This is a genomic window from Pseudoalteromonas sp. SS15 (assembly GCF_049257195.1).
Classification (GTDB): domain Bacteria; phylum Pseudomonadota; class Gammaproteobacteria; order Enterobacterales; family Alteromonadaceae; genus Pseudoalteromonas.
In genome coordinates, this window is record NZ_JBMMUD010000009.1 from 50,408 (window position 1) to 70,894 (window position 20,487).

Genomic DNA, 20,487 nt, shown 5'->3' on the forward strand with positions numbered 1-20,487 from the left:
CTGAAAAGTTAGCTACAGTTAATGAGATAACAAAAGGCTATCCTTCCAGCCTGTTTCGTCTAATAAGAACATCACGGTGATAAGACAATGAAAACAACATACTCGCTTTTGCTCGTTGCAACATTTGCACTCCTATTAATTGGCTGTTCTGAGCAGCAATTAGAGTCAGATAAAAAAGCGCAGTTGCGGCCAGTTAGAACTTTACAACTTGTGGAGCAAAGTGAAGGGCCTTTGCAAGAGTTTCCGGCGGTGGTGGATGCGGCAAGTACAGCTGACTTGTCATTTAAAGTGCCGGGCACAGTGACCGATTTGTACGTTAAACAAGGGCAGTCAGTACAAGTTGGCGACCTTATCGCACATATTGATGATACAGATTACAAGCTATCACTCGATGAAGCACAGGCAAATTACGATAAAGCCAAAGCTGATTTTTCACGTGCAGAGCAGTTAATTGTTTCTGGCACCATTAGCCAGTCTGATTACGACACCTTAAAGTCGCAATTCACCAGTGCCAAAACTAAGCTAGCGAATGCAAAAAACAACCTAGCATATACCACCTTAAAAGCCTCTTTCACTGGCATTGTATCGCGCACCCATGTTGAACAATTTGAGGAAGTACAAGCCAAACAAGCCATTGCGACTCTGCAAAACATTCAGCACATCAATTTAAAAGTGAATGTGCCTGAAAGCATTATGATCCGCGTGAGTAAAGAGGCGCCAAAACAAGTATTTGCTGAGTTTGCTGCGATTAAAGATAAACGTTTTCCCTTAGAGTTTTTTGAAGTGAGTACACAAGCGGATGAAGCGACAAAAACTTATGAGGTGACATTCAGCATGCTGCCACCTGATGGCTACAATATTTTACCTGGTATGACAGCAAAAGTGATGGCGGGTACGCCAAGTCGTTCTAATTCAAATCTTTACCTACCTTTAGCGACGGTGTTAAAAGACAATCAAGGCAACTATGTTTGGACTGTTGAGCCTCAAGCAGAAGGGCAGGGAAGAATCGTAAAAACCCCTGTTGTGATTGGCGAAATTTCATCGTTAGGCTTTCCTGTTATATCGGGTGTTGAGCAAGGCGCTTTCATAGTGACTGCGGGTATGAGCAAGGTAACCGATGGGCAAATAGTGAAGTTTTCAGGAGGTAAGTAATGAACATTACTCGCCTCGCCTTAGAAAACAATCGCACCACATGGGTGTTGATCTTGGTACTTTTACTGTCGGGTATACTCGCCTTTGACAAAATGCCGAAAGACTATGACCCAGGTTTTATAATCCGTACTGCGCAAGTGGTGACTTACTTTCCTGGGGCAAGCCCACAGCGTGTTGAAGAGCTAGTGACAGATAAAATCGAGAAAGTAGTGCAGCAAATTCCTGAACTCGATTTTGTCAGTAGTACCTCAAAAACAGGGGTATCGATTGTCAGCGTCAATATTAAAGAAAGCTACAAAGAGATGCGGCCGATATGGGATAACTTGCGCCGTAAAATTCAATCCATAGAAAAAGATTTACCGAGTGGTGCTCAAGCCCCGATAGTCAATGATGAGTTTGGAGATGTGTTTGGCGTAGTCATTGGCTTAACCGCCGAAGGCTACACCTATCGCGAAATGGAAGATGTGGCTGAGCAAGTTCGAGATCAACTGCTACGCTTGCCAGAAGCGGCGAAAGTCGAGATCTTTGGTATACAAGAACAGCGAGTGTTCATTGAGTTTGAAAATGCCAAAATGGCGGCGCTCGGTATCACGCCAAATCAATTAAAAGATCAACTCGCGGCTCGTAATATCGTTAACCCAGGTGGCTCAATTTACATTGAAGATGAAACTTTGGCCTTAGAGCCAAGTGGTAATTTTGAGTCAGTCGAAGATATTGCCAATACCATCATCAATGTATCGGGTAGTCAGCAAGTGATCTTGCTCAGTGATATTGCCCGTGTCTATCGCGATTACGTTGACCCAGCTAAGAGCAAGGTGCGAGTTGCCCAGCAAAGCGGCATGACCATTGCTATTTCTATGCGCCAGGGCGGTAATAACCTACTGCTCGGTGAGCAAGTTATTAATGCTCTGCATCATCTAGAATCAGTTTATCCCATTGGGGTTGAGTTCAAGCTGCTATCATTCTTACCCAAAGAAGTTGAAAAGAAAGTCTCGGACTTTGTGTCTAACCTTGTACAAGCTGTTTTAGTCGTGACTGTGGTCATGCTGTTTAGTCTAGGTCTAAGAACTGGCCTGATTGTCGCGAGTCTTATTCCAATGAGCATGGTGTTAGGCATTTTGGTGATGTCGTTTTTCAATATCAGCATCGACCAAATCTCTTTGGCTGCATTGATCATCGCATTGGGTATGTTGGTAGACAACGGCATCGTAATGTCTGAGAACATCATGGTTCAGATGGAGCGAGGGAAAGCAGCCATAGACGCAGCAGTTGATTCGGCACAAGAGCTGAAAATTCCATTGCTGGTGTCGTCTCTCACAACGGGCGCGGCGTTTTTGCCTATCTTTTTAGCAGAATCGACGACGGGGGAATATACCGCCTCGCTATTTAAAGTAGTGACCATTACCTTGCTATGTTCTTGGTTATTGGCGATGACCATGATCCCCATGTTATGTGTTTACTTCACGAAAGTGAAGAAAGAGTCAGCCAATTACGATTCGGGCTTTTATCTGACTTATAAAAATATTTTAGCTGGGCTGATTAAATACCGTTGGTTCACGGTTCTAGGTTGTGTGGGCATGTTATTTATTGCCATTCAAGGTATGCAATACGTGCCTAAATTGTTCTTCCCGCCGTCAGATCGTGATTATTTCAAAGTTGAATTAGAGCTTCCTATTGGGACACGCATTACTACGACAGAGTCGGTTGTGCGTGATATGGAGTCGTTTATTGCTAACAACTTAAAAGTAAACGAACAAACAGAGCAAGGCGTTACTGATTGGGTAAGCTATATCGGTAATGGTGGGCCTAGGTTCTTGTTAACACATAGCCCTGAGCCAACCAGTTCTAATTATGCCTTAATGATCATCACCACGACGTCGTATAAGCATATCGATAAAGTGATGAAGCAAATAGAGGAGTATGCGTTAGCACGCCACCCTGATCTGCTTTTAAAGCTGCGCAAAATCGAAAATGGTGCACCGATAGCCAATCCGGTTGAAGTGAGATTACTCGGTGATGACATCAATGTACTGATGGGGATTGTTGATGAGTTAAAAGCGAAAATGCGTGAAACATCGGGCTTAAAGTCAATCAGCGACGATTGGGGCTTACCCATTAAAAAGCTGCAGATCAAAATTGACCAAGCACGGGCTCGCAGAGCGGGCTTGTCTAGCCGAGATATTGCAAACTCTCTACAAACTGGTTTAAGTGGTATGGAGCTCACTAAGTATCGTGAAGGTGACGAGCTTATACCTATTACCTTGCGTTCAATCGCAGGTGACAGACAAGATATTGGCAAATTAGAGGCTATGGTAGTGTATTCACAAGCAACAGGTCGCTCAGTGCCACTAAAGCAAGTTGCTGACATCGAAGTTGTTTGGGAAAGCGCCCAGATTTTACGCCGTGATCGCCTAAAAGCCGTAAAAGTTGGTGCACAAATTGAAGGTATTACCGCCAATGAAGGGTTTGCTCAGCTGCTCCCTTGGCTTGAGGCACAAAAAGTAAATTGGCCTTATGGGTATGACTATGAGCTCGGCGGTGAAGCCGAGTCATCGGGCAAAGCCAACCAGTCAATTGCCGATAAGATGCCGATTGCCATCTTTATTATCGTGATTTTATTAATTGGCCAATTCAACTCGATCCGTAAGTCAGTCATTGTGCTTACAACTATCCCACTTGGTTTTGTCGGGGTTGTGGCTGCGCTATTACTTGGGCAGTCATTTTTTGGTTTTATGACGCTATTGGGTGTGATTTCGCTGGCGGGTATCGTGATCAACAACGCGATTGTATTGCTTGAGCGCATTAAGATGGAGTTAGATGAAGACAGCAGTCATCCTATACAAGCCATTATTTATGCTGCACAACAGCGTATGCGACCGATTTTATTGACAACCGCGACAACAGTTTTGGGATTAATTCCACTGTACTTAGGCGGCGGCGAAATGTGGGAGCCGATGGCGCTGACCATTATGGGCGGGCTATTGTTCTCGACCCTTTTGACCTTAGGAGTCGTACCTGTGCTGTATGCGTTACTTTTCGGTATAAAAAAGTAACAGTTTAGAATTTAGCGTTTATAAGTGTAAAAGTGTGTAATTGCGGCCCTAAAAAGGTTCCCATTACGCACTTTTTTGCTCATTATAGAGACGAAAGTCTTTTAGGAGGTCATCATGAAAAAGTTATGTTTCACCTTACTCGCTTTGAGTATGCCATTTTTAAGTATCGCTGGAGAGGCGAAAGTTACTTGGAAAGACTTTAACGATTATCGCGATGTCTATCCAGGAAACGAAGTGAAAGGCGCATATCACAAACACGTCGCTAAGCAGTTTGAAAAGCACATCAGCAAACTGGCTGAGCAGTTACCTGAAGGTTATAAACTAAATGTGACTTTTGATGACATAGACCTTGCTGGCGACGCGAGAATGAACATGCAAGATATACGTGTGATAAAGCCAATCTATTTTCCAAGATTGACCATCAGTTACACTTTGCAAGATAAATCAGGCGTGACGGTAAGTAGTGCTGAAAAGCTAGTATTAAAAGATATGAGCTTTATGGATCGCATTAAGAAAGGTCGTGAGACGTCTTTCTATTATGAAAAGCGACTATTAGGCGAGTGGTTTGAAAATAAGGTGTTAACTAAAACCAACGCATAGAGTTTTAAGTGTCATAAATAATAAAGCCTGCGGTTGCAGGCTTTATTAATTGTATTATTTAAAGCGTTTTCAATTACTCAGGCTGGTGTTTAACCCCGTTTTTGATCCAATCAGCTGCAGGTTTTCCTTTTAGGTGATGATCAAAGTATTCCATCATACGAACTGAAAAATCCACTTGGTTCGGGAATTTCTTCAGATGATGTGGTTCGCCCTCATATTGTAAAAAGATAGCATCTTTATTGTGTCTGCGAAGTGCTAGGTAGTATTGAATACCTTCTTGCCAAGGCACAGCGCCATCTTCATCACCAAACATAATCATTACAGGTGTATTCACTTTATCAGCAAAGAATACTGGTGAGTTTTCAATGTATAAATCAAGTGCTTGCGTCAGCGGTTTACCTATACGGCTCTGACCAGTTTCATACTGGAACTGACGAGCAAGTCCCGAATTCAAACGAATACCACTATAGGCTGATGTCATGTTAGACACTGGTGCGCCCGAGACAACCGCTTTAAACATATCAGTTTGCGTGATCATAAAGGCACTCTGGTAGCCAGCCCACGAGTGACCTTGTAAACCAATCTTATCAGGGTGGGCAACCCCCATATCAATCAGCTTTTGCGCGGCGTTGATCATGGTTTGAGTTGATGATGGGCCCGGCTTACCAATTTCAAAACGAATATCAGGTAAGAACAATGCGTAACCGTTCGAGGTAAACATTGGGAAGTTCGGTCTATGGTTTAACTCCATTTTCGGGAAGTTATACATGCGTTGGCTCATGTATCGGTAGAAATAAATCACCGTAGGTACTTTATCGCCTTCTTTATAGCCCGCAGGTTTGATTAACACACCTTGTAAGTCCTCGCCGTTATAACCTTTATACTGCACTAATTCAGGTTTGCCACCCCATGCAAAGTTTTTAACTTGTGGGTTTAAGTTTGTCACTTTTTTAGGTTTAGCGAATGTACTGTTGGTTTGCCAAAAATCAGGGAACTGATGATAGCTTTCTTTGGTGAAAATCAGCTTGTCAGCGTCTTTTGCTCTAGCTATTAGTTCGTAGCGGGCTTCGCCTTTTAGTACCGTTTTTACTTTACCTGTTGCTAGGTTAAGCGTTGCCACGCCCGACTGTTTATTTTCAGTGTTGTGGGTATGCAGCATTAAGGTGTCGTTTGCAGCAAAACCAAGTTGGTTTTTATCAAGATGTTTTACGCGGTATTGGGTGTTTGTTTCTCGGCCCTTTGTTAAACGCGTTGCTTGCTGCGTTTTTACATCGAACGCCCAAATATCAAACTTTGAGTAGACATACACAACTGAGCCATCAAGTTGCCAACCCGCAAAACCATAGCCAGGTTGCTCGCTCGGGTAGTCGTGCTTATCATCGGCGAAAATCGCTTCTCTGATAGCTTTGGTTAGTGGTGACAAAGACTGAGATGATAAGTCTTTTAACCAAACTTGCTGGTCTTTAAAGAGTGCAGCATGGCTACCAGTCGGAGATAGGCTTGGTCTAAACGGTGAGCCTTCGATGATTTGAGTTTGCTCGCCGGTTTTCACATTAATGGCTACATAATCGTTGAAGAAGCCTTCATACATAATGCGTTCTAAATGTGGCTTATCGTTACTTGCGAGTAAGAAGTTCGCTTCGGTGTTTAGGCGAATATTTGGCGCTTGCTCGTTAGCAAGCTGCACAACTTGCTCACCATTTAGATGATAAACTGCTTGATAGTGGCGGTTTTTGTTCGCTTGTTGCCATGTTTTAGCTTCACGAGTTTTAATTTCAGCATCATTATTGTGCCAAACCTGTAGGCCTTTTTGAGCGCGAATGGTGTCGAAGTCAGTGAGTGACGCCTCGTCTTCGTATTTTAGCTCTTTTTCTTTAGCTTCAAGCTCAGGTCGGTTTTGGAAGTATAAGCGCTCGCCTTGCTCAGACCAGGTCAGTTTTGCTGTTTTTCCTGTGAACCAACCTGTTGGGTTATCAATCTCTTTTAATGTATTGGTATCACTGTGCCATAGGGTAACTTGATGATCGCGACGACGTGTATCGTCATTCACATAATTGGCCATGTTAAAGGCAACAATAGGCTTTTTAGGGTGCCAAATAGCTTGGCTTAAGGTGACACCTGGCTCGTTGAATAAGCTGCTTTGCGTTTGCGTGTTTAAATCAAAAAAGCCTATGTGGTTTTTTGTGCCATGCTCAGCATGGACGTTAAATAGTACGCCATATTCTTTAGGGCTCAGCGCAAACTTACCAACATGCTCAATGGTGGTTTTGCTCATATCGCGCAGATTTACGATAACTAGTGAATAGAACTTGTCTTTTTTATCTGCCTTAATTTCGCTTTCAGGCTTGTCAGCTTTTTTGTCTGTTTTATCGTCTTCTGGTTTTTCTTTGGTGCGATAAGCAAGCCAGTTACCGTCATCACTGATTTGGTAATCAACTACTTCAGCAAAGGTGGTTTGCTTATGTGTGTTGGTATCAATCAAAATGAGATGATTTTTTAATTTCTTCTTATCTTTTTTCTTGGTGGTTTCTTTTTCTAATAGGGTAGGCACTTGGGTGAATGCCACCCAGTTTGCAGCCTTGTTGATCTGTGGCTTAGTACCTTGCGGAACACGCGCAATGACCTTGTTAGTCTGTAAATCGTAGACTAAGCCTTCGCTGTTGCCGCGATAAGGCTTTGCAGAAAAAATCAGAAATTGGCCGTTTTCAGAAAGTTGCTGGCCTTGTGCATAACGAAAATCAAATACATCCTTAAATTCAAGATTTGATTTCGCCGCAACAGGCAAGCTGCACAGCACACTGGCTGCGATAAGAGAGTGGAACGCCTTCATGGTGCAAACCTAATTTTGCTTATAAAGGTTTTTTTTATCATGCAGCAGGCAAAGACAAAAGGGCGATGCGGTTAAATGACAGTATGAAAGATGAAATAGTGATTTTTGGGCACAAAAAAAGCGACGTCCGTCGCTTTTTAGAATTTAACTGGCGATTAAGCTAACCAGATTTTTTGTAATTCTTGCCACTGTGCTTCGAATTGGCTGCTTGGACGCGTTTTAAAGTCACTGCGCACAAACTGATTCATCTTACCTTCAATATAGGCCAAGAAGAAGTTAGCCAATGCCGCTTCGTCGGTAGTAAAGGCTTTACCTTCTCGAAGTTTACGTTCACGAAGAACTTGTTTGAATTGGGTTTCTAATTTCTCAAACAGGCCTTGAATGCGCTCACGCAAACGCTCTTGTTCACCTTGTAGTGCATCACCCGTTAAAATACGTGTGATCCCAGGGTTTTTCTCTGCGAATGCAAGAATAAGGAGCAAGATGTTATAAACACGACCCTGCGTTTCTTTCTCGTTATCTAAAATGATGTTGATACGAGAAAGTAGAGTGTCTTCAATGAATTCAATTAAACCTTCAAACATGCGTGCTTTGCTTGGGAAGTGGCGGTACAACGCCGCTTCAGATACGCCCACTTCAGCTGCTAATTTTGCAGTTGTGATACGTTGACCAGGGCTGGTTTCAAGCATTTGTGCGAGAGATTGTAGTATTTGCTCTTTGCGATTACTGCGCTTAGTCGCTGGCATGAATGGTCCTTTAATTTATCGTTATTATGTTCTATTTATTGTGTGCTTAATGCGATGCATTTCGCTGTGTAAACCCCAACAAGCTCACACTTTGTTGGGGTTATGTTAATGGTTTATTCAGCTTGGTGCTAGTGTTTTAAAGTGACTTTCATTCATGTTTTGTACTGAAAAAAATACACCTTTGTAAGCCTTTGTTTTAAGGGTTTTTATAGCTTTTCGGCAAGTGCCTCTAGTAGAGACGTTGCTAGCTCAGCTTTACTATTAACCCCTAAATTACGCTGATCATCATGCCAGAACAATGTTAACGCATTGTGATCTGAGTTAAAGCCAAGTCCTTCTTGAGAGACATCATTGGCGCAGATCATATTGAGGTTTTTCTTTTCTAATTTGCCTTTGGCATATTTTTCAACATCTTGTGTTTCAGCCGCAAAACCTACCGTATAAGGACGATTGTTTTGAAGGGCGGCAACTTCGGCAATGATGTCAGGGTTCTTCACCATAGTGAGGGTGATCTCATCGCCTTGCTTTTTGATTTTTTGCTCTGCCACATTGGCTGCACGGTAGTCAGCAACCGCAGCACAACCGATAAAAATATCTGAGTTTTGCGCATGCTCAAGCGCGGCATCTCGCATCTCTAATGCGCTACTGACTTTGATGACTTTAGCCTCTGCTGGTGGCGTTAAAGTCACAGGGCCTGAAATAAGTGTCACTTTTGCGCCTAATTTAAGGGCCGCTTCAGCAATGGCATAACCCATTTTTCCTGAGCTGTGGTTGCTAATATAACGCACTGGGTCGAGGGCTTCACGGGTTGGGCCTGCAGTAATCGCAATAGTTTTACCTACCAGTAAGGGGTCAATGTCATCGCGCGTACAAAGCTCAACGAGTTCCATTGGCTCTAGCATTCGACCCGCACCCACATCGCCACATGCTTGTTCGCCTTTACCCGGACCCCAAATATCCACGCCACGATCAGCAAGGGTTTTTAAGTTGGCTTGCGTTGCTGCGTGGGCATACATTTGTTGATTCATTGCGGGTGCAATAGCGATTTTTGCCGGTGTAGCAAGTAATAATGTGGTGAGTAAATCGTCGGCAATACCTGCTGCCATTTTTGCGATAATGTTTGAACTTGCAGGAGCGACAAGAATTAAGTCAGCCCATTTGGCAAACTCAATATGGCCCATGGCCGCTTCAGCACTCGGGTCGAGTAAAGAATCAGAAACAGGTTCTCCAGATACTGCTTGCATAGTCAGTGGAGTAATAAAATGCTTGGCAGAATCGGTCATAACCACTTTGACATTGCAGTTGCGCTCTTTTAATCGTCGAACTAATTCTGCACATTTATAAGCAGCAATACCGCCACTGATCCCCAAAACAATATTTTTTGCCTGTTTCATAGCTTGTTAAATCCAGTAAAAACTTGCCTAAACTCTATCATAGAGAAGTGACTGAGGGGTAACCTGCTTTTGTCTTTTATATGCCTTCGACTACACTTTAGAGCCTAGGAACAAAGGAATTAAGGACAAACTATGCAATTGAGTGCATTACCAAAACACACCCTACCGAGAGAAAAGTTACTGAAAAAAGGCCCGCACTCACTAAGTGATGCAGAGCTTTTGGCAATATTTTTAAGAACTGGTATCGCCGGCATGAATGCCATTGAATTGGCAGAATCACTACTAACGCAAAGTAGGTCATTACAAAACTTATTTAATGCCAGTCTAAAAGAGTTTTCTGCTTTGAAGGGTTTGGGGGAGGCTAAATATGTACAATTACAAGCGGTGCTTGAGTTAAGCAAACGTTACATGCGTGAAGCATGCTTACGTGACACGGTATTTACGTCACCTGATGCAGTTAATGACTACCTGTGTTTGCAATTAAAAGGGTTAGAGCACGAAGTGTTTATGGCGCTGTATTTAGATAACCAGAATCAACTTATTCATGACGAGATTTTATTTAATGGCACCATAAACGCGGCGAGTGTTTATCCTAGAGAAGTGGTAAAAGCGGCATTGAAGCATAATGCGGCGTCATTAATTTTTGCGCATAATCACCCTAGTGGTATTGCTGAGCCGAGCGAAGCAGATAAGTTAATTACCCAAAAATTGCAAAAAGCCCTCGCTTTAGTGGACATTCACGTATTAGATCACCTTATTGTCGCAGGGAATCGCTGCATATCTTTTGCACAGCGAGGCTTGATTTAAGTGATTTACAGAAAGAAAACGTTAAAAAACGCAGCTTTGCTCAAAATATTGCAAATTAGTTTAATTTAAATGCAGTTTTTACTTTCCTAAGCACGATTCGATCATTATAATTGGCCGCTATCAAATTTACATATGAGCTGATTGATAGGACTAGATCCTTGATCTTTGCCTGCTAATGCTGTATAAAGAGCGCCCTCTGATTTACCCCAGGGCAAACAGTTAAGGCCCAAGGGAAAATTAAGCTCGAGCGAAGTTATTGGAGATATATAGACATGTCTAAAGTCTGTCAAGTTACAGGTAAGCGCCCAGTGGTAGGTAACCACCGTTCACACGCGCGCAACGCTACTAAGCGTCGCTTCCTACCTAACCTACAAACGCACCGTTTCTGGGTTGAAAGCGAAAAACGTTTTGTTACTTTACGTACTACTACTAAAGGTATGCGTATTATCGATAAAAAAGGCATCGACGCGGTATTAGTAGATATCCGTGCTCGCGGCGAAAAAGTTTAAGGAGCTGAATCATGCGTGATAAGATCCGTTTAGTTTCAACTGCTGGTACTGGTTATTTCTACACTACCGACAAGAACAAGCGTAACATGCCTGAAAAAATGGAAATCAAAAAGTACGATCCTAAAGTACGTAAGCACGTGATTTTCAAAGAAGCTAAAATCAAGTAATTTTAGTTTTAAAGAATTCAAAAACCCAGCCTCGGCTGGGTTTTTTGTTTTTAAATAAAGCGAGTTTCTAGATTTAAAAAAAGCCATCAATACAAAGTATGATGGCTTTTCTATTCATACCAATACTCTTAATTAAGCGAGCTATTTTGAGGCAAGGAAAACGGTTCGATAGCTAGGCAAAATTTTTGCTGTTTAGTTGTTCTAAATAAAAAATTTTTAACGAAGCTAGCGTCAGTTTTAGTCCCTCAAAATGATTGAGTATTGGTATAATACTAATTAGCTAAAGTTTAATTAGTATTATTTAATTGTCGCGAATGGTGTGCCCATACGAGTTACCGTTTCAGGTTGCTCACTATCTAAGAAGTCAGCTTGATCTTTACCCCAAGCTAAAATGACTGTTGAGCCTAGCTTAAAGCGGCCCATTTCATCACCTTTCTTTAAATGGATCGCTTTGTCGCCTTCAACAGGGTAATTCCATGTCATGACGTCGCGACCTGCAGGTGGTGTAACTGTACCTGACCAAATCGTTTCGATGCTTGCTACAATGGTTGCACCGACTAAAGTCATCGCCAGTGGGCCCACTTTGGTGTCGAAAATAGCCACGACACGCTCGTTACGCGCAAACAAGTTAGGCACATTTTTCGCTGTAAGTGGATTTACCGAGAATAAATCGCCCGGTACGTAAATCATCTTACGCAATGTGCCGTCAATTGGCATATGGATACGGTGATAGTCTTTTGGTGCCAAATAAATACAGGCAAACTTACCGCCCATAAACGGGTCTGCATCGTCTTTATCACCACCGTGTAAGTCTTGTACGCTGTAGTTATGACCTTTAGCCTGAATAAGTTGACCATCAACAATATCGCCTAACTGGCTGATAGCGCCATCTACAGGGTGAGTAATGATGCTTTCGTCTTCTGTTAACGGGCGAATGCCTGGTTTTAATGGGCGAGTAAAGAACTCATTAAAGGTTTTATAGTGCGCAGGATCTTCGTAAAGTGCCTCGCTCATATCAATCTTATACTGCTTGATAAATGCCTTAATTAAAGAAGTTGTCACGGAGCCTGCTTCAGCAGCAGCTAACTTACCAACTAGGCGAGAGATCCCATGCTTAGGCATGGCGTATTGCATGGCAATTTTAAATTTATCCATGGGGACTATAAATTCCTAAAAATAATTAGCGCAGATACTAACATATAAACTGTAAATTTTTTAAACTCTTGGCGCACGAGCACCCGCGCGGCCATCAGCCATTGATTCTAGAATACGGTGGTAGCTGTCAAAACGTAGTTCTGTAATTTTTCCCTCATCAACCGCTTCGACCAGAATGCATCCAGGGTCATTGAGGTGCTTACAATCTCTAAAACGGCAGCCGCCTATATACTCACGAAACTCTTTAAAGCACCAAGTTACGCGTTCAACATCTAAGTGCCATAAACCAAACTCACGGATCCCCGGTGAATCAATCAGGTTTCCGCCGCTAGGTAAGTGATGTAATCGTGACACAGTCGTGGTGTGCTGACCTAGACCGCTATTTTCAGAGACTTCTTTGGTAAGAATATCCGCATCAGGCAATACGGTATTAACCAGTGTTGATTTACCAACCCCAGATTGGCCTACAAAGATGTTATTTTTACCCACTAATACTTGCTTCAGCGCGTCAATACCTTCGCCGGTTTTAGTACTGACAAGGTGAACTTTATAATCTAATTCACGATAGATATCTAAAATCTCGTTAATGAACTCTAGACCTTCGTCATCAATCAAGTCGATTTTATTGAGCACTAAAATGGGCTCGATACCCATATCTTCACAAGCCACTAAATATCGGTCGATAATCTGTGGGGTGAATTCAGGTAAAATTGCAGACACCATTAAAATTTGGTCAATGTTTGCTGCAACGACTTTAACGCCATCATAAAAGTCAGGTCGGGTAAGTTGCGAACGGCGCTCTTCAATGGCTTCGATAACCCCAGCTAAGTCGCCATCGCTGACCTTTGCACGACGAAAGAATACTTCATCACCACATACTAAGCCGCCAACGGTTCTGCGAATGTTACAGCGCAAAACTTCGCCATCAGACGTTTCTATATCGGCATGTTGGCCGAAACGGCTGATCACCACTGCATTTTCAGTTGGACCTAAATTGTCGGTTTGCCACTGGGTATCTTGTTGCTCGCCATGCTGCTGTTTAGCTTTACGCAAGCGTTTTTGATGGTTGGCACTGATCCGACGGGATTGGCCTTTACTGAGTTTCTTTTGTTTTGCCATAGTTACTTAGCTTGTCACTGATCAAAATTGCAATTAATAAAATTGCCTAAAATCACCCTGTTTACTTTGTGAGCATGGCTTAAATGGGCTATAACTCAATTTAATTAAGCGCTTTTAAAAAAAAAGCTTTAGGTAAACAAGTGAAGCTAATATGATATATCTAATTGCATTGGATCTAAAGGAAGTACCGCTAAGGTAGTTTATGTCTTTTAATGAATCAAATTTGATCTGGCTAGATCTTGAAATGACGGGCTTAGAGCCTAAAACAGATAAAATCTTAGAAATTGCTACGGTTATTACTGACGGCGATTTAAATGTATTAGCTGAAGGCCCTGTTATTGCTATTCATCAAAGTGATGACTTGTTAGATAACATGGACGAATGGTGTACCAATCAACACGGTCGTTCAGGTTTGACAGCACGCTGTAAGGCCAGTAAGTTCACTGAAGACGATGCCATTGCACAAACTTTAGAGTTTTTAAAAGAGTGGGTACCACCAGGTAGTTCGCCTATGTGTGGTAATTCGATTGGTCAGGACCGCCGCTTTTTAAATAAGTATATGCCTGAACTTGAGGCTTACTTTCACTATCGCAACCTAGATGTGAGTACAGTGAAAGAACTTGCACGTCGTTGGAAGCCTGAGTTACTAGGTCAAGTGAAAAAGAAAAGCTCACACTTGGCCCTAGACGACATAAAAGATTCAATAATGGAATTAAAGATTTACAAAGAAAAGTTCTTTAATCTTTAAAAAACTGCTTGCAAAGCACCTGCATTATTGTAGAATCCTGCCCCGCTTAAGAGAGTAACTCTGCGGGGTTTCTTGTTTTAAAGCGCAGCAATTATATTGCTAAATATTGTGATGCGGCACTAGCTCAGCTGCTCCAGGTAATAAACGCGACCTTTGCGATGTTACTAACAATATAGAGCTAACTATGGAATGCGGCACTAGCTCAGCTGCTCCAGGTAATAAACGCGACCTTTGCGATGTTACTAACAATATAGAGCTAACTATGGAATGCGGCACTAGCTCAGCTGGTAGAGCGCGACCTTGCCAAGGTCGAGGTCACGAGTTCGAACCTCGTGTGCCGCTCCAACTTCTAAATCTTGTTTTTATACAAGTTAATTAGTTTCAGACTAGTTATATATGCAGTACTAACTCAGCTGCTAAAAATCACGGGTTATCTATGGAATGCGGCACTAGCTCAGCTGCTTCGGGTAATAGACGCGACCTTTGCGATATTACAAACAAATCAAGAGCTAAATATGGAATGCGGCACTAGCTCAGCTGCTTCGGGTAATAGACGCGACCTTTGCGATATTACAAACAAATCAAGAGCTAAATATGGAATGCGGCACTAGCTCAGCTGGTAGAGCGCGACCTTGCCAAGGTCGAGGTCACGAGTTCGAACCTCGTGTGCCGCTCCAATCTTCTTCTTCAAATATATCTTTACTCACTTATAACCTGATTAATAATTAGTCTTTTCTTGCTTTTTTCATTGCTAAAATTCCCAACTCAACGTAGAATACGCGCTCATTTCGGCTATCACATTTAGTTCCTTGCCTTCCCCCGACTGGCCGAAACGGGACAAGGCTATATTAACCGTAAGGAATATCCATGCGTCATTACGAAATCGTATTCATGGTTCACCCAGATCAAAGTGAGCAAGTACCTGGTATGATCGAGCGTTATACTGGTTCTATCACTGAAGCTGGTGGTCAAATTCACCGTCTAGAAGACTGGGGTCGTCGTCAACTGGCTTACCCAATCGAAAAGCTTCACAAAGCACACTATGTTCTAATGAACGTTGAAGCACCAACTGAAGTAATCAACGAGCTTGAAACTTCTTTCCGCTACAACGATGCAGTGCTACGTAACCTAGTTATGCGTACTAAAAACGCTGTAACTGAAGCGTCTCCTCTTGTTAAAGAAGAGAAAAAAGAAGCAGCTTCTGCTTAATCGTTATTGAATCTGGATTGATTAAATAGGTGGCACAGCCAGATCTGTATACAAACCAATATGTGCTCTCGGGTACGGTTTGTAAAACACCCAAATTTAGTCAAAGCCCAGCTGGTATTCCACATTGCACGTTTGTACTTGAGCACAAATCAATGCAAGTCGAAGCCGAACTAAATAGAAATAGTTATGTTCGTCTAAGTGTGGTTGCAAGCGGTGCACAATTACAGAATCAAACACAGCATTTATACGTTGGGCAGGCAATACAAGTACGCGGTTTTTTAAATCGTCACGAAAACCGAAATGGTTTAAGTCAACTTGTTTTACATGCACAACATATTGAAAGAATTAATTGAGGAAATTACTCATGGCACGTTATTTCAGACGTCGTAAGTTCTGCCGTTTCAAAGCGGAAGGCGTACAACAAATCGATTACAAAGATCTAGCTACTCTTAAAAACTATGTAACTGAAAGTGGCAAAATCGTACCTAGCCGTATCACAGGTACTAGCGCTAAATACCAGCGCCAGCTAGCAACTGCTATCAAGCGTGCTCGCTACCTAGCCCTTCTTCCATACACTGACTTACATAAGTAAGCAGCGGATTAACTCGTTTTTAAAAGGTGTAGAAACATGCAAGTTATTCTACTAGACAAGATCGCAAACCTTGGTAACTTAGGTGACCAAGTTGCAGTTAAATCTGGCTTCGCTCGTAACTTCTTATTCCCTAAAGGTAAAGCAGTTCCAGCGACTAAAGCTAACATCGAAACTTTCGAAGCTCGTCGCGCTGAATTAGAAGCGAAGATTGCTGAAGAACTAACAGCTGCTCAAGCACGCGCTGAGAAGCTAGAAGCATTAGCTGAAGTTACTCTAGTATCTAAAGCTGGTGACGAAGGTAAGCTATTCGGTTCTATCGGTACACGTGACATCGCTGACGCTATCTCAGCTGTTGGTGTTGAAGTTGCTAAATCAGAAGTTCGTCTACCTCTAGGTACTATCCGTGAGACTGGCGAATTTGACGTTGCAATCTCTGTACACTCAGACGTAACTGCTACTATCAAAGTAATCGTTATTGCTGAAGCTTAATCTCTGATTAAGTTATAAACCGCGTGTTTTGGCACGCGGTTTTTATATAAAAAATAAAAACTATCACACTCTCTCTTCATATAAACATCTCACGGATCTGAGTTAACGGTATACAGTGTAATCACATGTAATCCGTTCCTTTTTCATATACATATATAATGTGGTATTTTGACTGCATATTTTGTCATAGCTAAGAACAAGTTTAGATTTTGTTTCTTGTTAGCTTTGTGTTAAAAATGACAGCGCTGTTTTATTGTGGGTAGAGTATGAATTCTAGAGTAAATACAAAAGGTTTTACGCTGATTGAGCTGTTAATTGTGGTTGCAATTGTTGCGATTACAACGACACTGGCGTATCCGTCTTATCAAAGGTATATCCAAGATGGGCATCGTTCAGATGCACAACAAGCCATGTTGCAAACTGCGGCAATTTTAGAGCGAATTTATTCAAGAAATGGTGGTTACCCAGATAGTGATCAATTTAACGATTTACCAAATTCAGTATTTTATGATTTCACTTATCGACACACGAACAAGCCTGCTGGTGCTGCAAATTTCAGAAGCTTAGGGTTCGTGTTAAGTGCTAGACCAAAAGCGGGTAGTGTACAAGCGACTGACAGATGCGGTGACTTGTCTATCAACCAAGCAGGACAAACAACAGCAAGTGGGAATGGCAATGACTGCTGGAAATAAGCAAAAGTCACGCGGCTTTACTATGATTGAGTTATTAATCACGCTTGGTTTAGTGAGTATTTTAGCCATGCTAGCCGCTCCGTCATTTGCTCAGTTTATAAAACAAGAACGCCTGACTAAAACAGCCAATCAATTAAACGCTGTATATCGTTACGCTAGAAGTGAAGCGGTAAAGCGAGCCCAAACAGTTATTCTTACTAAACAAGACACTTCTTGGTTAGTAGAAATTGAAGTCGCAGGTGGCAGGGAGACGTTACGGCAGTTCGACTCCAATTACCCAACAGTCAATGCAGAGCTGGTCGATCGTATGATACGTTCAACGGGTGAATTAAATTTACAAAGCAATATTTTAATCTCTGATAACGATACAAATACCGACGATTATCGTTTATGTATTTTGCGTAGTGGACAAAGTTGGTTAGGTAAGGCAGAAGAAAATTGCGCGTAAATGCTGGTTTTTCATTGCTAGAAGTATTGGTGTCTATGTTTATTGCGAGCATAGCGCTGATTGGTTTGGGTGTAACACAGCTGAAGTCACTGCAGTTTGCCAATAATAGCTTTGATTATACCGTCTCTCTTGTGCAGGCGCAGAATGCGATCGAGCGCATGTGGCCTGAGCTTTGTGAAATACAGCATAACTCACCATCAAAGTTTACAGAGCAAGCATTTAGAGAGTCGTTACAGCCACCCGACAGTCTATCATTTAGGTACGCTTTAACATTACCAGGGGCTTATAGTGATGAGATGCCCATCACTGTGGCATGGCAAGATTTACGTGTGCCAGAGGAGGCTCAAAAGCAGCTGCTTAATCAGGTCACATTAAATGCAAGTTTCGTAGAGGTACCGAATGTGTGTAACCCATAAAGCGAGACAATCAGGATATACATTACTTGAGATGTTGGTGGCGATGGCGGTCGGCTTGTTTCTACTGGCAGGCGTTGCCATGTCTTATTCGGCGATAAAAAGCACAGTAAGAATGACCCAAGAGCTCTCGGATGCACAAGAGGTGATCCGTTATACCAGCCAAGTATTTACGCGTAGTGTTAAGCAAACGAACAGTGAGCCTATAATTAGCGCAGCCCCTTTGACGATTCAATTTCAGCAACTAGCCAATGTATTATCTTGCCAAGGCACGACCCCAGTTGTGGATTACACGGAAACTTATGCACTTGAAAATGGTTTTTTAACCTGTGACATTGGTGATGGTAACGGCGCGGTACAACTGCTCAAGGGCATAGAAGCGATTAACTTTGCATATAATAATCATCTAGTCAGTGTGACGGTCAAACCGCTAAATATGCCAAGTTACTTTGGAGTAGGGCTGCAAATAGATATTGCCACCACGCAATTAATTCTGCTCGAAGCATTTAAGGAAAGCGTATGAAGCAGCAGTCAGGGTTCACGTTAATCAAAGTCATGTTAATGAGCACGATGGCCAGTGTCGTGGTGTTTGGTGCACTTAAAGAAACTGTGATCCAAGAGCGTTTAACGGGCAACTTTCAAAAAGATATGAATGCACGTTTACTCGCTGAAAAAGGTATTTTTACTGCGGCAAAAAAGTTGCAAAAGGCTGTATCAGATAACAGCAGCTTTACCGTCGATGACTTAGTCAATCAGCATGGTTTACACGCCGGAAACGGTGATATAGGCGATGACACGGTTTATAAAGCACGCTTAAGTAAAAATGCTGATGGGTTACTTGAAATTACGAGTCTAGGTCAGCGCTATTATGGTGATGCGAATCAACAACTTGTTGCCCGTTTTGAGTTAAAACCAGGAGACGTTAAATCACCCTTTCAACATGCTGTTACTGGATGTAAAGGCGTTAATTTATCAGGCAGCGGTGTCGTTGATAGTTATGACTCTAGTAAAGGCCCATACTCTGAAACTAACCGAGACTCTTCAGGTCATGTCAATACTGTGATTGGTGACTCAAGCGTTACAATTGACGGCCATTCACCGATAAAAGGTGATGTTAAAGCCTCGGGTATCGTTTATCTGAAAGGGTCATCACCAGTAATAGGCAATGTGCACTCAAATACAGGGGTAGATATCTCTTGGGGTAGTGGTGTACGAGTTAAGGGGAACGTTTTCTCAAACGGTTTTTATATTCATCGCGGTGGAGAAATTGATGGGGTAGTGAGAGCAAACGGTAATGCGAAGATGGAGTGGGGAAGTAAAATTAACAATCCTAAAAACGACCCTTACGACATTATGTATGGCGGGACTGGGAGTTTCCCTTCTAGTGAACACGTACAAGATAGTGTCGAGTTTTCTGATGGCACTGTTGCGTATAATGTTTCTTACTCCAATGCTTACTTTAAAAAGAATCCAGAAGTTGAACCGGTCGAGGTATATGACCCAAGTTCGCCAGACTATGATCCTGCTCGCCCAAATAAAGAGTGTGATCCATTCGATTTACCTAAAAACATGCCTGAAGTGATGGCGCAAGGGGAAGCGCAAAAGCGTGATTTTGAAGTGGGGGCGACTCAGATTTATCAATTTACACCATCTACAGGTCGCCTTCTATTTACTGATAATGGTAGACAAAAAGCGTTTGATTTAAACTCTCAAGCGGCACAAATCTACTTGTTTGATAATTTAAGCCAGCAACATGGCATTTCTGGAACCACCGAAGAGCGTGTGTTTAGCATGAAGAATTTCAAGTTGTATAGCGATGGTAAAATGACCATTGCTGGCGGCGATGTTATTTTTCTGGTCGATGGTAACTTTATCCTTGATGGTGATGCTAAATTAACGATTAAAAACGGCAGTAGCTTAACAGTATTTACCACGGGAAAAGTAATTTTAGGGGCCAGCGGACAAGTGATCACAGAAAAAGAAGGCATAACTACAAGCGGTATCCCTAGTTTGAATTTTTTCTCGTCATATTCTGGTAGTGATGGCTTTGAAGTGAAAGGTGCGTCAGATATGTATGCGACAATCTATGCACCTTTAACACAAGTTAGGCTCTCAGGAAGTGGACAACTTTATGGCACTGTTAGAGGTTCAATTATCAACTCTTCTGGTGGCAGTGGTGTGCATTTTGATTCGGCTCTGAAAGATGTGAATTTTGGTTCAGGCGGCGGTAGCAATGAGAAACCTCAGCTTATTTTTAAAGGCTGGTTCTTTGAGCCGGCCAAACCTTTGCCTGATCTAGAAGAAGACGAAGGAGAGACCTCTAACACTGATAATAACAACACGGATGACTAACAGCACAATATG

Annotated in this window: 21 protein-coding genes and 2 tRNA genes; 18 read left to right on the plus strand and 5 right to left on the minus strand. The window is 42.3% G+C overall.

Going from position 1 to position 20,487, the window contains the following annotated elements:
- The first annotated feature begins 87 nt into the window (after positions 1-87).
- From AAEU28_RS17060 to AAEU28_RS17070, 3 genes are all read left to right on the plus strand, one after another.
- On the plus strand, positions 88-1,152 hold the full coding sequence (locus AAEU28_RS17060) for an efflux RND transporter periplasmic adaptor subunit (RefSeq protein ID WP_421965198.1): 1,065 nt from the start codon (positions 88-90) through the stop codon (positions 1,150-1,152).
- Positions 1,152-4,205, plus strand: coding sequence for an efflux RND transporter permease subunit (locus tag AAEU28_RS17065; protein WP_421965199.1), 3,054 nt, complete (start codon positions 1,152-1,154; stop codon positions 4,203-4,205). Before AAEU28_RS17060 ends, AAEU28_RS17065 begins: the two co-directional genes overlap by 1 nt.
- A 114-nt stretch (positions 4,206-4,319) precedes the next feature.
- Complete coding sequence (locus tag AAEU28_RS17070; RefSeq protein WP_421965200.1) at positions 4,320-4,805, plus strand: DUF3016 domain-containing protein; 486 nt, start codon at positions 4,320-4,322, stop codon at positions 4,803-4,805.
- 73 nt (positions 4,806-4,878) lie between these two features.
- Here the strand turns inward: AAEU28_RS17070 and AAEU28_RS17075 are convergent, their stop codons facing one another.
- From AAEU28_RS17075 to coaBC, 3 genes are all read right to left on the minus strand, one after another.
- Positions 4,879-7,635 (minus strand): prolyl oligopeptidase family serine peptidase, encoded by a 2,757-nt coding sequence (locus AAEU28_RS17075; RefSeq protein ID WP_421965201.1) that lies wholly within the window; start codon positions 7,633-7,635, stop codon positions 4,879-4,881.
- A 155-nt stretch (positions 7,636-7,790) separates the two neighbouring features.
- Positions 7,791-8,381, minus strand: a complete 591-nt coding sequence (slmA, locus tag AAEU28_RS17080) for a nucleoid occlusion factor SlmA (RefSeq protein ID WP_058028554.1) — start codon at positions 8,379-8,381, stop codon at positions 7,791-7,793.
- A gap of 206 nt (positions 8,382-8,587) precedes the next feature.
- On the minus strand, positions 8,588-9,775 hold the full coding sequence (gene coaBC, locus AAEU28_RS17085; RefSeq protein WP_421965202.1) for a bifunctional phosphopantothenoylcysteine decarboxylase/phosphopantothenate--cysteine ligase CoaBC: 1,188 nt from the start codon (positions 9,773-9,775) through the stop codon (positions 8,588-8,590).
- 132 nt (positions 9,776-9,907) lie between these two features.
- Between coaBC and radC the strand changes: the two genes are divergently transcribed.
- The 3 genes from radC to rpmG all read left to right on the plus strand — a co-directional run bounded on the left by radC (position 9,908) and on the right by rpmG (position 11,258).
- Positions 9,908-10,582 (plus strand): RadC family protein, encoded by a 675-nt coding sequence (radC, locus tag AAEU28_RS17090; RefSeq protein ID WP_421965203.1) that lies wholly within the window; start codon positions 9,908-9,910, stop codon positions 10,580-10,582.
- Positions 10,583-10,854: 272 nt separating this feature from the next.
- Positions 10,855-11,091 carry a 50S ribosomal protein L28 gene (gene rpmB / locus AAEU28_RS17095; protein ID WP_058028557.1) on the plus strand — a complete coding sequence of 79 codons (237 nt, stop codon included), beginning with the start codon at positions 10,855-10,857 and terminating at the stop codon, positions 11,089-11,091.
- A gap of 11 nt (positions 11,092-11,102) precedes the next feature.
- Positions 11,103-11,258: a 50S ribosomal protein L33 gene (gene rpmG, locus AAEU28_RS17100; RefSeq protein WP_005493124.1), complete on the plus strand. Its 156-nt coding sequence runs from the start codon at positions 11,103-11,105 to the stop codon at positions 11,256-11,258.
- 297 nt (positions 11,259-11,555) lie between these two features.
- On the opposite strand, the gene asd is transcribed toward rpmG, so the two are convergent.
- Together asd and rsgA are read right to left on the minus strand one after the other, a co-directional pair.
- A complete protein-coding gene (asd, locus tag AAEU28_RS17105; protein ID WP_421965204.1) occupies positions 11,556-12,413 on the minus strand; it encodes an archaetidylserine decarboxylase in 858 nt (285 codons plus the stop codon).
- A gap of 60 nt (positions 12,414-12,473) precedes the next feature.
- The gene (gene rsgA / locus AAEU28_RS17110; protein WP_421965205.1) at positions 12,474-13,532 is read right to left on the minus strand and encodes a small ribosomal subunit biogenesis GTPase RsgA; all 1,059 of its coding nucleotides are present in this window, start codon (positions 13,530-13,532) and stop codon (positions 12,474-12,476) included.
- A gap of 202 nt (positions 13,533-13,734) precedes the next feature.
- Between rsgA and orn the strand changes: the two genes are divergently transcribed.
- From orn to AAEU28_RS17170, 12 genes are all read left to right on the plus strand, one after another.
- The gene (gene orn / locus AAEU28_RS17115; protein WP_421965206.1) at positions 13,735-14,280 is read left to right on the plus strand and encodes an oligoribonuclease; all 546 of its coding nucleotides are present in this window, start codon (positions 13,735-13,737) and stop codon (positions 14,278-14,280) included.
- Positions 14,281-14,549: 269 nt separating this feature from the next.
- Positions 14,550-14,625: transfer RNA gene (locus tag AAEU28_RS17120), tRNA-Gly, on the plus strand.
- Between the two features lie 256 nt (positions 14,626-14,881).
- Positions 14,882-14,957, plus strand: a tRNA-Gly gene (locus AAEU28_RS17125).
- Positions 14,958-15,147: 190 nt separating this feature from the next.
- The gene (gene rpsF, locus AAEU28_RS17130) at positions 15,148-15,489 is read left to right on the plus strand and encodes a 30S ribosomal protein S6 (protein ID WP_058028561.1); all 342 of its coding nucleotides are present in this window, start codon (positions 15,148-15,150) and stop codon (positions 15,487-15,489) included.
- A 29-nt stretch (positions 15,490-15,518) separates the two neighbouring features.
- Positions 15,519-15,842 (plus strand): primosomal replication protein N, encoded by a 324-nt coding sequence (gene priB, locus AAEU28_RS17135; protein ID WP_421965207.1) that lies wholly within the window; start codon positions 15,519-15,521, stop codon positions 15,840-15,842.
- A gap of 11 nt (positions 15,843-15,853) precedes the next feature.
- Positions 15,854-16,081 (plus strand): 30S ribosomal protein S18, encoded by a 228-nt coding sequence (gene rpsR, locus AAEU28_RS17140; protein WP_010386263.1) that lies wholly within the window; start codon positions 15,854-15,856, stop codon positions 16,079-16,081.
- A 36-nt stretch (positions 16,082-16,117) separates the two neighbouring features.
- A complete protein-coding gene (rplI, locus tag AAEU28_RS17145; protein WP_138481601.1) occupies positions 16,118-16,570 on the plus strand; it encodes a 50S ribosomal protein L9 in 453 nt (150 codons plus the stop codon).
- A 266-nt stretch (positions 16,571-16,836) separates the two neighbouring features.
- Positions 16,837-17,262, plus strand: coding sequence for a type IV pilin protein (locus AAEU28_RS17150; RefSeq protein WP_421965208.1), 426 nt, complete (start codon positions 16,837-16,839; stop codon positions 17,260-17,262).
- Positions 17,246-17,710 (plus strand): GspH/FimT family pseudopilin, encoded by a 465-nt coding sequence (locus AAEU28_RS17155; RefSeq protein WP_421965209.1) that lies wholly within the window; start codon positions 17,246-17,248, stop codon positions 17,708-17,710. Before AAEU28_RS17150 ends, AAEU28_RS17155 begins: the two co-directional genes overlap by 17 nt.
- Positions 17,701-18,126, plus strand: a complete 426-nt coding sequence (locus AAEU28_RS17160; RefSeq protein WP_421965210.1) for a type IV pilus modification PilV family protein — start codon at positions 17,701-17,703, stop codon at positions 18,124-18,126. The genes AAEU28_RS17155 and AAEU28_RS17160 overlap by 10 nt, the downstream gene beginning before the upstream one ends.
- Complete coding sequence (locus AAEU28_RS17165) at positions 18,110-18,646, plus strand: PilW family protein (protein ID WP_421965211.1); 537 nt, start codon at positions 18,110-18,112, stop codon at positions 18,644-18,646. The genes AAEU28_RS17160 and AAEU28_RS17165 overlap by 17 nt, the downstream gene beginning before the upstream one ends.
- Positions 18,643-20,475: a DUF7305 domain-containing protein gene (locus AAEU28_RS17170; RefSeq protein ID WP_421965212.1), complete on the plus strand. Its 1,833-nt coding sequence runs from the start codon at positions 18,643-18,645 to the stop codon at positions 20,473-20,475. The genes AAEU28_RS17165 and AAEU28_RS17170 overlap by 4 nt, the downstream gene beginning before the upstream one ends.
- Positions 20,476-20,487: the final 12 nt, after the last annotated feature.